13 protein-coding genes are annotated in these 14220 nt (G+C 74.2%); 5 read left to right on the top strand and 8 right to left on the bottom strand.

Annotated elements, in window-relative coordinates:
• Window position 1: 1 nt before the first annotated feature.
• On the bottom strand, window positions 2-4057 hold the full coding sequence (locus tag K7I03_RS23670) for an AfsR/SARP family transcriptional regulator (protein ID WP_185940526.1): 4056 nt from the start codon (window positions 4055-4057) through the stop codon (window positions 2-4).
• Window positions 4058-4207: 150 nt separating this feature from the next.
• Between K7I03_RS23670 and K7I03_RS23665 the strand changes: the two genes are divergently transcribed.
• Window positions 4208-5029 (top strand): site-2 protease family protein, encoded by an 822-nt coding sequence (locus tag K7I03_RS23665; protein ID WP_185940527.1) that lies wholly within the window; start codon window positions 4208-4210, stop codon window positions 5027-5029.
• 21 nt (window positions 5030-5050) lie between these two features.
• Here K7I03_RS23665 and K7I03_RS23660 read toward each other — a convergent pair whose 3' ends face one another.
• Together K7I03_RS23660 and npdG are read right to left on the bottom strand one after the other, a co-directional pair.
• Window positions 5051-5251, bottom strand: coding sequence for a hypothetical protein (locus tag K7I03_RS23660; protein ID WP_185940528.1), 201 nt, complete (start codon window positions 5249-5251; stop codon window positions 5051-5053).
• A 147-nt stretch (window positions 5252-5398) separates the two neighbouring features.
• Entirely contained in the window at window positions 5399-6103 is a 705-nt protein-coding gene (gene npdG / locus K7I03_RS23655; RefSeq protein ID WP_185940529.1) for an NADPH-dependent F420 reductase, read from the bottom strand.
• 376 nt (window positions 6104-6479) lie between these two features.
• On the opposite strand from npdG, the gene K7I03_RS23650 reads away from it, so the two are divergent.
• The gene (locus tag K7I03_RS23650) at window positions 6480-7112 is read left to right on the top strand and encodes a hypothetical protein (protein WP_185940530.1); all 633 of its coding nucleotides are present in this window, start codon (window positions 6480-6482) and stop codon (window positions 7110-7112) included.
• 338 nt (window positions 7113-7450) lie between these two features.
• Window positions 7451-8806, top strand: coding sequence for an MFS transporter (locus K7I03_RS23645; RefSeq protein ID WP_398857808.1), 1356 nt, complete (start codon window positions 7451-7453; stop codon window positions 8804-8806).
• A gap of 223 nt (window positions 8807-9029) precedes the next feature.
• Here K7I03_RS23645 and K7I03_RS23640 read toward each other — a convergent pair whose 3' ends face one another.
• From K7I03_RS23640 to K7I03_RS23630, 3 genes are all read right to left on the bottom strand, one after another.
• Window positions 9030-9449, bottom strand: coding sequence for an SRPBCC family protein (locus K7I03_RS23640; protein ID WP_185940531.1), 420 nt, complete (start codon window positions 9447-9449; stop codon window positions 9030-9032).
• A gap of 320 nt (window positions 9450-9769) precedes the next feature.
• Window positions 9770-10207 carry a hypothetical protein gene (locus K7I03_RS23635; protein ID WP_185940532.1) on the bottom strand — a complete coding sequence of 146 codons (438 nt, stop codon included), beginning with the start codon at window positions 10205-10207 and terminating at the stop codon, window positions 9770-9772.
• 365 nt (window positions 10208-10572) lie between these two features.
• On the bottom strand, window positions 10573-10803 hold the full coding sequence (locus K7I03_RS23630) for a hypothetical protein (RefSeq protein ID WP_185940533.1): 231 nt from the start codon (window positions 10801-10803) through the stop codon (window positions 10573-10575).
• A gap of 85 nt (window positions 10804-10888) precedes the next feature.
• Here K7I03_RS23630 and map point away from each other — a divergent pair, with 85 nt between their 5' ends.
• Entirely contained in the window at window positions 10889-11746 is an 858-nt protein-coding gene (map, locus tag K7I03_RS23625) for a type I methionyl aminopeptidase (RefSeq protein WP_185940534.1), read from the top strand.
• Between the two features lie 221 nt (window positions 11747-11967).
• Entirely contained in the window at window positions 11968-12642 is a 675-nt protein-coding gene (locus K7I03_RS23620; RefSeq protein WP_185940535.1) for a biliverdin-producing heme oxygenase, read from the top strand.
• A gap of 57 nt (window positions 12643-12699) precedes the next feature.
• Here the strand turns inward: K7I03_RS23620 and K7I03_RS23615 are convergent, their stop codons facing one another.
• Complete coding sequence (locus tag K7I03_RS23615; RefSeq protein ID WP_185940536.1) at window positions 12700-13269, bottom strand: PH domain-containing protein; 570 nt, start codon at window positions 13267-13269, stop codon at window positions 12700-12702.
• Entirely contained in the window at window positions 13270-13842 is a 573-nt protein-coding gene (locus K7I03_RS23610; RefSeq protein WP_185940537.1) for a PH domain-containing protein, read from the bottom strand.
• Window positions 13843-14220: the final 378 nt, after the last annotated feature.

Below are 14220 nucleotides of genomic sequence, written 5' to 3'. Positions count from 1 at the left end.
TTCACACCAGCGCGGCGGCCTCCTCCAGCGTGAGGCGGCCGCCCTCGGCGTGCGCCCGCGCGTACGCCTCCTCGCCCAGGGCGGCCAGGGCGGCGGCCGTCGCCCGCTCCCTGACCTCCCGCTCCACGGACGCCTCGTACAGCCCGGCGGGACGCAGGACGGCGACCGCGCCCAGCAGCCGGGCCGCCGCCGCGGCGTGCTCGCGGCCGGGCAGTGCGGAGTTGGCGAGGGCGGCGTTGAGGAGCATGTGCACGGGCAGGTGCGCGGCGACGAGGGCGGTGAGCGGGTCGTCGGTCGAGGTCAGCGCGGAGCGGAGCTTGGGCAGCGCGTCGGCCGGCCTGCCCTGGAGGACGTCGAGCCAGCCGAGCACGCTCTGGAGCATGCTGGCGAACAGCGGGATGGAACGGTCCTGCAACTCCCCGTACAGCGCCTCGAAGATCTCCCGCGCCTCGGCGTGGCCGCCGTTGCGGGCGATCCGGATGCCGAGCGAGATCCGGATGAAATAGGCGGCGTCGGGGTTCAGCGGCTCGGCCTCCTCCAGCGCCTCCCGCAGCAGCCGCTCGCCCTCCGCCCCGTCGATCTCCCCGGCCTCGATGAGCACGTCGGCGAGCCGGCACCTGAGCATCGGGAGCTGGGCGCGCGACCCCAGCTCGCGGGCGTTGTCGAGCGCCTCGCGGTAGTCCCGCGCGGCCTCCGCGAACGCGCCCCGCCGCTCGTGGCTCTCGGCGCGCCCCGCCAGCGCCTCGGCCACCCCCCAGACGTCCCCGATCCGGCGGAACAGCTCCAGGCTCTCGTCGGCGTCCCGCAGCCCCAGGTCGGCGCGGGCGGGTATCTCGTTGAGCACCTTGGCCCGCTGCTGGAGGTGGAAGGCGAGCTCCCAGTCGTAGCCGAGCTCGCGGCACAGGTCGACGCCGCTGTCCAGGTTCCGGTAGATGCTCTCCACGTCGCCGGTGAACAGCCGGACGAAGTACCAGGCGAAGCCCGGCACGCGGCAGTTCTGCGGCTGCCCCGGCCCGTAGGCGTCGGCGACGCGGCGCATCCAGTCCTGGATCTCCGGGTCCTCCATCACCCGGATGTCGTGCTCCCGGTTGGACAGCCAGACCAGCCGGACCTCGCGCCGGGCCTCTTCCAGCAGCTCGGGCGACATCGGCGGCGGCGCGTCGATGCACCGCTCGTACAGCGGCGGGGCCGGCCGCACGGGCGCGTCGAACGGATCGGGGCCCAGGCCCATGACGGCCTCCGCCCACGTGCTCCCGTCGACGCGGTGGTCGCGCAGCTGCCAGAACCAGCCGAGGGACAGCACCAGGCACAGCGCCTCCTGCTCGTCCCGCGCGGCGACGGCCCGCCGCAGCGCGGTGCGCAGGTTGTCGTGCTCGCGCTCCAGCCGGTCGAGCAGGACGCGCTGATCCGGGCCGCGCAGCAGGGGCTCGCTGGTCCGGGCCAGCTCCCGGTAGTGGACGAGGTGCCGGCGCTCGACGGCGGCCCGCTCCCCCGCCTCGTCGAGCCGCTCGGCCGCGTACTCGCCGACGGTCTCCAGCAGCCGGTAGCGCATCTCCCCGTCGTCGGCGGGCGCGGCGACGACGAGCGACTTGTCGACGAGCGAGCCGACGAGCACGGCGACGTCCTCCTCGGGGACGTCGGCCGCGGGGATCTCGGCCGCCCGGCCCGGGCCGTCCGCGCAGACCGCCTCCGCCGCCGCCAGGTCGCAGCCGCCCGCGAAGACCGACAGCCGCCGCAGGACGGCGCGTTCGGGCGCGTCCAGCAGGTCCCAGGACCAGTCGACGACCGCGCGCAGGGTCTGCTGGCGCGGCAGGACCGTGCGGCTGCCCGAGGTGAGCAGCCGGAAGCGGTCGTCCAGGCGGTCGGCGAGACCACGCGGGGTGAGCATCCGCAGCCGGGCGGCGGCGAGTTCGACGGCGAGCGGCAGCCCGTCGAGCCGGCGGCAGATCTCGGCGCACGCCGCCGGATCGTCCTCGATCCGGAAGCCCGGCCGCGCGGCGGCCCCCCGGTCGGCGAGCAGCCGCAGCGCCACCGGGTCCGGCAGCGGTTCCACCGGGCGTACGGACTCGCCGGGCACGGCGAGCGGTTCGCGGCTGGTGGCGAGGACGGTCACGCCGGGGCAGTGCGCGAGCAGCGTCTCGGCGAGCCGGGCCGCGGCGTCGATCACGTGCTCGCAGTTGTCGAGGACGAGCAGCATCCGGCGCGGCCCGCACAGTTCGGCCAGCCGGGCCAGCGGGTCGCCCGAGGTGGCCTCGGAGGCGGCCCGCAGCCCCTCCACGGTGCCGCGCACCACGGTCTCGCGCCCGCCGAGGGCGGTGAGCACGGCCTCCGGCACGGTCGCGGGGTCGTCGACGGGCGCGAGCTCGGCGAGCCACACCCCGTCCGGCCAGGCCCCCGTCTCCCGCGCCACGGCCTCGGCGGCCTCCTGCGACAGCCGCGTCTTCCCGGCCCCGCCCGGCCCGAGCAGGGTGACGAGCCGGTGCCGCTCCAGGTCCCGCCGGATCACCAGGACGTCGTCCTCGCGGCCGACGAAGGAGGTGAGCCGGGCGCGGAGGTTGCCGCGGGGGGCACGGCCGGCCGGGGCGAGGGCGGTCGGGGCGAGGGCGGAACCTTCCGCCCCGGCCCCGGCCGGACGGCCCTGGGTGCCGTCGGCGTACGGGCGCGGCGGGGCAGGCGAGGCATACGCGCCGGGTGTGCCGTGCGCGCTGGACGAACTGGACGAGTTGGACGAGCTGGGCGCGGCGGACCCGGGGTGCCCGGCGGGCCCGGGGGGCCCGTCAGGCCCGGACTGGCCGTCAGACCCGGGCTGGCCGCCCTGGCCGGTCTGACCGGCCGGATGCCCCACACCGGCGGACGCGCCCTCTCCACCTGTCCCGGGAACACCGGCCGTCCCGGTAGCACCGGCTGTCCCGGCTACCCCGGCCCACGAGCTCTGCCCGTCCGTCCCACCCTCCCGGACACGACCGTCACGGCCGTCACGACCGTTCTGAGCATCCTGACCGGCCCAACCACCCTGTCCGACCCGACCGGTCTGACGGGCCTGGCCGTCCTGACCAGCCTGACCGGTCCGATCATCCGGCCCGGCCCAACCGGCCTGGCCATGCCGTCCCGCCGTCCCGCCCGCGTCCCGGGCGGCCGCCTCGGGTCCGGGGCCCCCGGGGTGGCCGGGCCACCCCGCCGCGGTCCCGGATCCGTCCGAGGAGCCGTCCGAGGAGCCGTCCGAGGAGCCGTCCGCGCCGGCCGTCCGGCCCGGCGCGGGGCGCCCGGGCCGCCCGGATCGTCCGGACGCGGCGCCTCCGGACGCCCCGGACGCCCAGGGATCCCCCGCGCCCTCGCCCCCACCCCCCAGCAGCTCCGCGTGCAGCGCGCGCAGTTCCGGGCCCGGGTCCGTGCCCAGCCGGTCGGAGAAGGCCGCGCGGACGTCCTCGTAGGCGGCCAGGGCCTCCGCCGGGCGGCCCGCCGCGCGCAGGGCGCGCAGCCGGAGGGCGTGCAGCGGCTCGTCCAGGGGGTGGTCGGCGCAGAGTTCGGCCAGCTCGGGCAGGGCGGCGTCCGGGTCGCCGAGGGCGACGGACGCGGCGAGCCGGCCGCGCCGCGCGGCGAGGTGCCGGGCGTCCAGCCGGGCGGCGAGCGCCTCGTGTCCCGGCAGGTCGGACAGGGCGGACCCGCGCCACAGCGCGAGCGCGTCGTCCAGCAGCCCGGCCGCCTTCACCGGGTCGCCGTCGGCGAGCGTCCGCTCGCCCTCGTCGGCGAGGCGCTGGAAGCGGTGCAGGTCGACGTCGTCGGGCCGGGCGTTCAGCCGGTAGCCGCCGGCCACCGACTCGACCGCCCCGGCGCCGAGCGCCCGCCGGAGCCGCGCGACGAGCGCCTGGAGCGCGCCGGGCGCGTCCGCCGGTGGCTCGTCGCCCCAGACGAGGTCGATGAGCGTGCCGGACGCGTGCCCCCGCCCGGGGTTGAGGGCGAGCGCCGCGAGCAGCGCGCGCAGCCGCGCGCCGCCGACGGCGACGGGCCGCCCGTCGTCGGTATGGGCCTGGGTGGTGCCGAGGATGCCGTAACGCACCGGGTCATTGTCCCCGCTCGGACCCGGCGGGCGTTACGACTTTCCGGCCCGACCAAGTACCGTCCTGCCGGTACACCCGTGCCGCCCCGCCGGTACACCCCCGCGCCGGGCGTCCCCGGCCGCCCCCGCAGACCCCTGGAGCGCAGAACCATGGCATCCGACGCGACGCACGCCGAGCGGCGCGTGAGCCCCGTCTTCCTCGCCCTCGTCGCCGTGATGGCGGTGTCGATGTGGGCGGTGTGGACCGACTACGCGGCGAGCCCCGGCTTCGCCGTGTTCCTGTTCGTCGTCTCGGGCTGGGTCGTCTCGCTCTGCCTCCACGAGTACGCGCACGCCCGCACCGCCCTGCACGGCGGGGACATCACGGTCGGGGCGAAGGGGTACCTCACCCTCAACCCGCTCAAGTACACGCACGCGGTGCTGAGCGTCGTCCTTCCCGTCATCTTCGTGATCATGGGTGGGATCGGCCTCCCCGGCGGCGCGGTCTTCATCGAGCGGCACCGCGTCCGCGGCCGCTGGAAGCACAGCCTGATCTCGGCGGCCGGGCCGCTGACGAACGTCCTGTTCGCGGTGGTCTGCGCGGCGCCGTTCTGGCTGGGCGCGCTCGACGGGGTGCCGGACACGTTCCGCTACGCGCTGGGCTTCATGGTGCTGCTCCAGGTTTCGGCGGCGATCCTCAACCTGCTGCCCGTCCCGGGCATGGACGGCTACGGGATCGTGGAGCCGTGGCTGTCGCCGGGGGTGCGGCGGCAGGTGGAGCCGTTCGCGCCGTTCGGGTTCCTGGCGCTGTTCGGGTTCCTGATGATCCCGGAGGTCAACAACGCGTTCTTCGACCTGATCCACGCGGTGCTGCGGGTGCTGGGCGTCGAGGAGTGGGACGCGTACTGGGGACGGCGGCTGTTCCAGTTCTGGGACGCTCCGGAGAGCGTCCCCTCGCCGGCCGACCAGTGGCAGTGGATCCGCGTCGGCTGACGGCGGCCGGGAACGGCGGCCTCACTCCGTGACGGCCGCCGCCGCCCGCGCCGCCTCGCGGTCCATCTTCTGCTTGCGGACGTAGAACCAGGCCATGTTGGAGGCGACGCCCGCCAGCAGGATCCAGATCACGCCGAGCCAGCTGCCCCGGTAGAAGGAGACGACGGCCGCGGCCACCGCGAGGACGCAGACGGCGAGGGCGTAGAGGGCGAGGCGGGGCATGGGGGGCGGCTCCTGTCCGGGGACGGGGAACGTGAACGGTGATCCGGCGCGAGTGCCTACGATCCCGGTCATTGTCCCCCATGCCCGTCAGCGGCCCACGGGCGCCCCGCCCGGCCGGGCGCCCGTCCGGCAGCGGGGCCGGGGCGGTCAGACGTCCGTGACCCGCAGCCCCGCGTGCGCCTTGTACCGCCGGTTGGCGGAGATCAGATTGGCGACCAGCGACTCCACCTGGTGCGCGTTGCGCAGCCGTCCCGCGAAGACGCCGCGCATCCCGGGGATGCGGGCGGCCAGCGCCTGGACGAGGTCGGTGTCGGCCCGGTTCTCGCCGAGCACCATCACGTCCGTGTCGATCTCGTCGATCTCCGGGTCGGACAGGAGCACGGCGGACAGGTGGTGGAAGGCGGCCGTCACCCGGGACTCCGGCAGCAGGGCGGCGGCCTGCTGGGCGGCGCTGCCCTCCTCCGGCTTCAGCGCGTAGGCGCCCTGCTTGTCGAAGCCGAGCGGGTTGACGCAGTCGATCACGAGCTTCCCCGCGAGCTCCTCGCGCAGCGCCTCCAGGGTCTTGCCGTGGCCCTCCCAGGGCACGGCGACGATCACGATGTCGCTGCGCCGGGCGCACTCGGCGTTGTCGGCGCCCTCGACGCCGAGTCCCAGTTCGGCGGCGGCGGCCTCGGCGCGCTCGGCGGCGCGGGAGCCGATGATCACCCGCTGGCCGGCCTTGGCAAGCCGGTAGGCGAGGCCGCGCCCCTGGTCACCGGTGCCGCCGAGGACGCCGACCACCAGGCCGGAGACGTCCGGAAGGTCCCAAGGGTCCTTGGCTGCGGGCTTTGTTGTGTCAGCGGAAGTCGTCATGACAGCGATACTGTCACGCCCGCCGTGAGCGGCACCGGGCAGCGCCACGAGCCGCGTCCGGCAGTGCCACGATCCGCCCCGGGGAGCATCGCGAACCGCATCGGGCAGCGCCACGACCCACGCCGGGCGGCACCGCGAACCGTGCCGGGCAGCCGCCATGAGCCACATCGGGGAGCCGCCACGATCCACGTCGAGCAGCCCCCCGCGAATCGGGCCCGGCAGCCCCCGCGAACCGCGTCCGACCGCGCCACGATCCGCCCCCGGCAGCACACCCGCCCCATCAGCACCGCCGGGCGTACCCCGGCCGGGGCACAAACGGGTGAGCCGGGCGGCTTCCCCGTTTTCCTCCCGGTTCGTCGCGGCAGGATGGTGAGTCATGAACGCTGTGCGTGTCGCGCTGTTGCGCGAAGTGCTCGACGGGACCGACTGGTTGCGGGACACGCGCCGTTTCGCGGGGACGCTGCGCCGGTCGGCCCGGGCGCGCGGCGGGGGCCTGCTGCTCGTCGGGACGGCGGAGTACGAACCCTGGCACCTCGCGGCGCACCTGGACGAGGAGGCGGCCCGCTCCGGCCGCCCCGAGCTGCACCCCACCCTCGTCCGGCACCGCGTGCCGCCGGGCGCCCCGGCGCACCTGGCGGCGGGCCTGGAGTGGCTGGAGGGCGGCGCCGGGCGCGGCGGGGCGCTGCTGCTGGTGGTGCCGCAGGCCGGGCCGCCGCCCGGGGAGGCGCTGCTGGAACGGGTGGACGGCGTACGGCGCGGCGGGACGACGGTCCTGGCGCTGGACGGCGGCGGCGCGGGCGCAGGCGGCGGGGAGCTGCGGGCCCTCGCGCACGAGGTGCTGCCGGCCCCCGCCTCCGCCGGGCTGGACCTGGACACGGTCCAGCACCTGGTGAGCGCCGCCGCGGGCGAGGACGTCCCGCCCGGGCGCCGCTTCCGCGACCGGCTCTCCCGGCTGGCCGCCCGGCTCGCCGCTCCACCTCCGGAGCCGTACCCCAGGGAGCCGTGGTGAGCGGGCTCGCGCGGCGCCTCCGGGCGCGTAAGGCGCCTCCCCGGCATTCGGGCCGCGCCTCCGCGCCGTCGGCCGGTCCGGCCTCCCGCGTGAGACCCGTCACGCACCGCCGCCGCGTCACCCACCACGCGCGCGGCCGCCCCCCGCGGCCCAGGGGCCGCGCGGCACACCGCAAACTCCCCTCCTCTCGCGGGCTCTTCGCGACCTTCCGCGAATTCACCCACCTTCGCCCCTTCCGCCCGCTCCGTCCCCTGCGCTCCTTCTGGAGCTCGCGCCCCGTGCGGCGCCAGGGGAAAAACGTTTGCTCATACCACTACGGCCACGGACCATGGACCCCCGTGACCGAGCACGATCCCTCCGCCTCCGCCGCCCCTCCCGACCCCCTTCCCGCCCCGGCTCCCGCCCGGGGCCGGCTGCGGGCCCTGCTGCCCGACCTGACCCCCTGGCGCTCGTCGCGCGACTTCCGGCGGATGTGGATGGCCGGGCTCGTCACCGTCTTCGGCAGCTTCCTCACCTTCGTCGCCCTCCCGGTGCAGCTCAAGGAGCTCACCGGCTCGACGCTCGCCGTCGGCGCGATCGGCGCGGTGGAGCTCGTCCCGCTGATCGTCTTCGGCCTCTGGGGCGGCGCCCTCGCCGACGCCCTCGACCGCCGCAAGCTGATCCTCTGGACCGAGGCGGGACTGGGCGTGCTGAGCGCCCTGCTGCTGCTCAACACCCTGCTGCCGCACCCGCTCGTCTGGCCGCTCTACCTGGTCGCCGGCCTGGTCAGCGCGCTCACCGGACTCCAGCGCCCGGCCCTGCAGTCGATCGTCCCGCGCATCGTCGCGCACGAGCAACTGCCCGCCGCCATCGCCCTGAACACCATGCGCTGGCAGGTCGGCGCCATCGCGGGACCGTCCCTCGCGGGCGTCATAATCGCCTTCGGCGGCCTCCAGTGGGCCTACGCCCTGGACGTCGCCTCCTACGCGATCTCCGTCCTGTTCACCATCGGCCTGGCCGCCTCCCCGCCCGCGCGCGACGCCGAGAAGCCGTCCGTGCGCGGCATCCTGGAGGGCGCCCGCTACGCCTGGAGCCGCAAGGAACTGCTCGGCACCTACGCCGTCGACATGGCCGCGATGTTCTTCGCCTTCCCCAACGCGGTCTTCCCGTTCCTCGCCGACGACCTCCACGCCCGCTGGGCGCTCGGCCTCATGTACGCGGCGAGCGCGATCGGTTCGCTGCTGGTCAGCCTGACCAGCGGCTGGGTCTCCCGGGTGCACCGGCACGGCCGGATGGTCGTCGGCGCGGCCCTCGCCTGGGGCGCGGCGATGGCTCTGGCGGGCTGGATGGGCAACATCTGGCTGGTGCTGGTGATGCTGGCGCTGGCCGGCGCGGCGGACACGGTCAGCGGCCTGTTCCGCTCGGCCATGTGGGACCAGACCATCCCCGACGAGCTGCGTGGCCGGCTCGCGGGCATCGAGCTGCTCTCCTACTCGGTGGGTCCGCAGCTCGGCCAGGTCCGCGCCGGCGGCATGGCGGCCCTCACCAACGTCCGCGCCTCCATCTGGGCGGGCGGCCTGGCCTGCGTCGCCTCGGTCGGCCTGCTGGCCATGACGCTGCCGAAGCTCCTCTCGTACGACCAGCGCACCGACGAACACGCGATCCGCATGCGCGAACGCCAGGCGGGCAAGCCCGAGGTGGCGGAGGCGGCGTAGGGACGGGATCCCGTCCGCCGCACCGCGCGCCGGTCAGCTGTCGGCGAGCCGGTGGAGGCGACGTCCACGGGCGAGGCGACGTGCACGGCCGAGCCGACATGCACGGCCGAGCCGACATGCACGGCCGAGGCTCTGGCCGGATTCGCCCGCTCGGCTCGGCGAGCCCGGGTGCGGCCGGGCGCCGGAGGGCCGTCTCACGCCCTCGGCCGGTCTGGTCCGGCCCCTAGACGCTCACCGCCGTCTCCAGCAGCTCCTTCAGCCGGGTCAGGTCGGCGACGACCATCGCGGCGTCCCGCTCGAACTCGGCGTCGGTCATCCCGGGCTGCCGGCGGAGGGTGAACACGGCCTCACTGCCCGCGCCGTGGGCGATCACGCGGAACGGGTTGTAGACGGTCTCCCCGGAGGGGAGGGTGACATCGTGGTCGAGCACGCCGAACGCGTTGCGGGGCACGAAGGAGACCTCGACCCGCCCCATCGGGGAATCCTCCGCGACCCAGTGGTCGCCGTGCTCTTTGATGGACCCGCCCAGGCCGAGGGCCCAGGCCGGCATGTTGGCGGGATCCGACGCGTACGCGTAGACCTCGTCGACGGGGCGGTCGATGTGGACGCCGATGTGGCGGCTTTCCTTGTCGGTACTGGTCATGGCGGCGACGGTAGCGGGACGGCGACGCCGTTTTCTTGAACGGATCGGACATGCGGGGCGGGCGCCGCGCGCCCGGGTCACGCACGGGCAGTCGGGCGCCTGGGCCGCGCACGGACAGCCGGGGCCAGGTCATGTACGGACTCGGGGTCCGCCCGGTCACGTACGGGCTCCGCGCCACCGGAACACGTAAGACCCCGAGCCCCCGGTCACGAGGGGCACCGACGGAAGTCGCTGATCAGCAGGTCTGTCGGGAGTTGGCGCTGCGATCCCCACGCTGTGGGTGATCGTTTCCCGCCGAGTAGCTACCTGTCTGGGCACAGTCAGTGGCGCCAGCGTTCGAAGAGATACCACTTGGCCTGTCCTGGGAGTTGGTGGCGCCAGAGCCACCAGGGCAGATTGCGGCGTGGGACGAAGTCCCACAGATCGTCGTCGGCTTCGTTGCCGCGTGGCTGGGTGCGCAGCAGGGCAAGGCATTCCCGGTCGACGGTGCGGTGCAGTCGCGCGACGTGCGCAAGCGCCACGGTGCCTTGGTGTTGCCGCGTGGGGTCGGTGGCGCGGAGCGCCTGGGCGACGCGGGGCAGGATGGTCCCGGGATCGGGGTGGTGCAGGGCGAGCCCGATGACGGCGATGCCGACATGGCGTTCACCGCGTTCGAAGGCCGCGTCGACGATGGCCGGGTCATGGACGCCGATCAGTCCGGTCCCATGCTCCCAGTCGAGGGCTAGGGGCTGGGTCTCCGGGATCTCCTCGTACGCCATGACCGGACGATAGGCCGAGCGGCGTGGTCCGAGCCATTGGGTATTGAAGGCTCCGCAGCGCGGCAGACCTCATAGGCCCTCCGACGGAGAGCAAGCGGCCCATGGACAGTCCCTTTCGTCGTTACACAGAAGCACCTTTCATCGCTGCTCCACGTACGGGCTCGTGCGACCCGGTCGTGTACGGGCTCATGTGACCCGGTCATGTACGCCCCCCGCCCCCCGGTCACGCGCGGGCCCCGCCCGGCGGGGCACCCCAGGCAGCCCGGCGGGGCACCCGGAAAGCAGCGGGGCACCCGGGAAGCGGCGGGCCGCCCAGGCAGCAGCCCTGCGGGCCGCCCGCGGAACGGCGGATCACCCCCCGAACGTCACCCCTCCCCGCCCCGCCCCCGCTCCCCGTCGTTCCAGCGCGGGTCCTGCCGCCACTCCTCCTCGCGCTCCCGGGCCGTCTCCATGGCGTGCGACGCCTCCTCGCGGGTGGCGTACGGACCGAAGCGGTCGGCGGCGCGGCACTGCGGGCCCTCCTCGACCGTGCCGTGTTTGAGGCAGTAGTACCACTCGCCCGGTTTGCCCGCCGGGCGCTTCTTGAACAGCGCCATGACTCCTCCTCCGTCGGTTCCCTCGCCGGTCTCCGCGACCTCTCGCCCCCATGCTCCCCGACCGGCCGTGACTACACTCGCAGGCATGTCTGGCCAGTCACTTCTCGTCCCCGGGAAACTCTCCCCCGCCCGCCCCGTACCCGCGTCGATCCCGCGCCCCGAGTACGTCGGCAAGGAAGCGCCCACCCCGTACTCCGGACCCGAGGTACAGGACGCCGAAACGATCGAGCGGATGCGGATCGCGGGCCGCATCGCCGCGCAGGCGATGGAGGAGGCGGCCAAGCACATCGCGCCCGGCGTGACCACCGACGAGCTCGACCGGGTCGCGCACGAGTTCATGTGCGACCACGGCGCCTACCCCTCGACGCTCGGCTACCGCGGTTTCCCCAAGTCCCTCTGCTCCTCGGTCAACGAGGTCATCTGCCACGGCATCCCGGACTCGACCGTCCTGCGCGACGGCGACATCGTCAACCTCGACGTGACGGCCTACATCGGCGGCGTGCACGGCGACAACAACGCGACGTACCTCTGCGGCGACGTGGACGAGGAGTCGCGCCTGCTGGTGGAGCGCACCCGGGAGGCGCTGAACCGGGCGATCAAGGCGGTCAAGCCGGGCCGCCGGATCAACATCATCGGCCGCGTCATCGAGTCCTACGCCAAGCGCTTCGGCTACGGCGTGGTCCGGGACTTCACCGGCCACGGCATCAACTCGTCCTTCCACTCCGGCCTGATCGTCCCGCACTACGACAGCCCGCACCACGACACCCTGATCCAGCCGGGGATGACATTCACCATCGAGCCGATGCTGACGCTGGGCACGTACGAGTACGACATGTGGGAGGACGGCTGGACGGTCGTCACCAAGGACCGGAAGCGGACGGCCCAGTTCGAGCACACCCTGGTGGTGACGGACACGGGCGCGGAGATCCTCACGCTGCCCTGACCGGTCGCATCCGACCGGTCATCCCCGACCGGTCGCCCCGACGGCCCCTCCCGCGGGAGCGGCGACGGCGGTATCGTCTTTCCGACAGCGCGTCGGCAAAACGATTGACTTAGGCAAGCCTAACCACGGACAATCGGCTCAGGGGACGCTTCGGTGTCCTCGTGGACCGGTTGTCCGTCGCTCGCCCGTCGCTCCCGTCCCTTCGTCATCGGAGGTCCGCCGTGGACTCGCCCGACACGACCCCGCCCGCCGCCCCCTTTTCCGTGCTGATCCGCACCGCCTCCCAGGACCCGCACACCGAGGCCGAGAACTCGTCGTTCATGGGCGACCTGCTCGGCGGCCGGCTCGGCGTCTCCGCCTACCGCCGCTACACCGAGCAGCTCTGGTTCGTCTACCGGGCCCTGGAGGACGCAGCCCCGGCCCTCGCCGACGACCCCGTCGCGGGCCCCTTCATCCGCCCCGAACTCGCCCGCACCACCTGCCTGGAACGCGACCTCGCACACCTGGGCGGCCCCGAATGGCGCACGGGACTGACACCCCTGCCCGCCACCGAGGCGTACGCCGCCCGGATCCAGGAGTGCGCCCGCGACTGGCCCGCCGGCTACGTCGCCCACCACTACACCCGCTACCTCGGCGACCTCTCCGGCGGCCAGGTCATCCGCGGCACCGCCGAGAAGACCTGGGGCTTCGAGCGCAAGGGCGACGGCGTCCGCTTCTACGTCTTCGACGGCATCGGCAGCCCGACGGCCTTCAAGCGCCACTACCGGGAACTCCTCGACGCGCTGCCGCTCGACGACCTGGAGAAGCAGCAGGTGATCGCCGAGTGCAAGCGCGCCTTCGGGTTCAACACGGCGGTGTTCCGGCAGCTCGGCGAGGAGTTCCCGCTGAGCGCGTGAGCGGGGGCCGGCTCCGGAGCGGGGGAGGGCACCAGCCCGATCCCTGGCGGAAGGCCCTCAGTGCCGGGGGACGAGCAACGTCGCGACGGCGGCCGAGACGAGGACGGCCAGTCCGATGACGGGCAGCGCGCGCCACAGCCGGTCCCGTCGCCGCCCGGCCGTCCCGACCCGGGTTCCCCCTTCCGTGCCCAGCTCCCACCAGTCGGTGATCCGCCGGTAGTCCGTCTCCAGCTCCGGGGCCGGGTACCAGGAGCCGCGACGGAGCCCGGGCAGCGAGCGCTGCCACCCGCTGGAGAGCGTGATCCGGACCGACAGCGAGGGCCTGTCCCCGCTCCCCGACTCGCACAGGTCGACCGACCGGATCTCGTGCCAGGGGTGCGTCCGCCCCCGTCCGACGCCCCAGGAGACGGTGACGCCGGCCGCGCCGACCACCGTCCGGCTCCGGAGCGCGACGAAGAGGGAGCCGCCGACGACCACGACGGCCACGCCGAGCAGCCATCGGAAGACGGTCGCCTCGAACGCCCGGTGGGCGAGTGTCAGTTGTCCGGCCAGTACCGCGATCAGCACGGCGAAGCGGACCCAGGAGGGGCGGTTTCTTCCCTTCCTCCCGAAAACCAGCTCGTCCATTCAGCTTCCCGAGAAGAAGACGACGACCCCTATGGCAAGCGTGATCACGAGGCCCAGCAGGACCCCCGCCACCGTGGGGGAGACCCGGTCCCGCTTGCGCGGCGGAGGCCGGAACCGGGCGGACGGGCGGGTGGAGAACTCCCACCAGTTGACGACCTGCCGATAGGCCACGTCGAAGTCGGGGGCGGGGTAGAGGCTGCTGTGCTGGAGCGCGGGCAGGGAGCGGCGCCGGCCGTCCCCGAGCGTGATGCGGACCGAGAGCGTCTTCTCCGCCCCCTTCCCGGTCTCGCGCACGTCGATCCAGCGGATCTCGTGCCAGGGGTGGGTCCGACCGCGCCCGAAGCCCCAGCAGGTGGTGATGCCGGCCGCCCCGACCACCGTCCGGCAGCGGAGGGTGACGAAGACCCCGACGACCAGGATCGCGGCCGTCATGGCGAGCATCCAGCCGAAGCCCACCGCGCCCATCTCACGGTACGAAGCGGTCAGCTCGATGACCATGATCAGTAGCAACACCGCGAACTGCAGCTTGGAGGGGCGGTAACGGTCCTTGCCCCGGAAGATCAGTTCGTTCATCGCGCGCACATCCCGGCGCGGCTCCGAGGACGCTCGTCTCCCGGCCGGGAGCGTGCGGACGATCGGCCGAGGCCGGACACGTTCATGGGTGCTTCTTTCTTGCGGTCGTGCGAGCGCGCTCGCGCGCTGTGGGTGGAGCAACCGGCCGACGACGACGGCAGGCCGGTGAGCGGGTGGAGTCCGGCGGCCGGGCCCTGGTGCCCGGCCCCGGCTCATTGCCGGGTCCGGGCACCAGGGCCACCCCCATGTCCCCCCGCGCCGATGATGACCTGCGATGACGCGAAAGCGCACTGCCGGAACCCGGCAATCTTCCGACCCCGTTCACTGCCGTACCCACACCCACCCCGGCGGATCCCGGCGTTCCGGGACCCGGGCCGT

The sequence above is a fragment of the Streptomyces mobaraensis genome (assembly GCF_020099395.1).
Lineage (GTDB): Bacteria > Actinomycetota > Actinomycetes > Streptomycetales > Streptomycetaceae > Streptomyces.
This window is presented reverse-complemented; position numbering and strand designations above follow the sequence as displayed.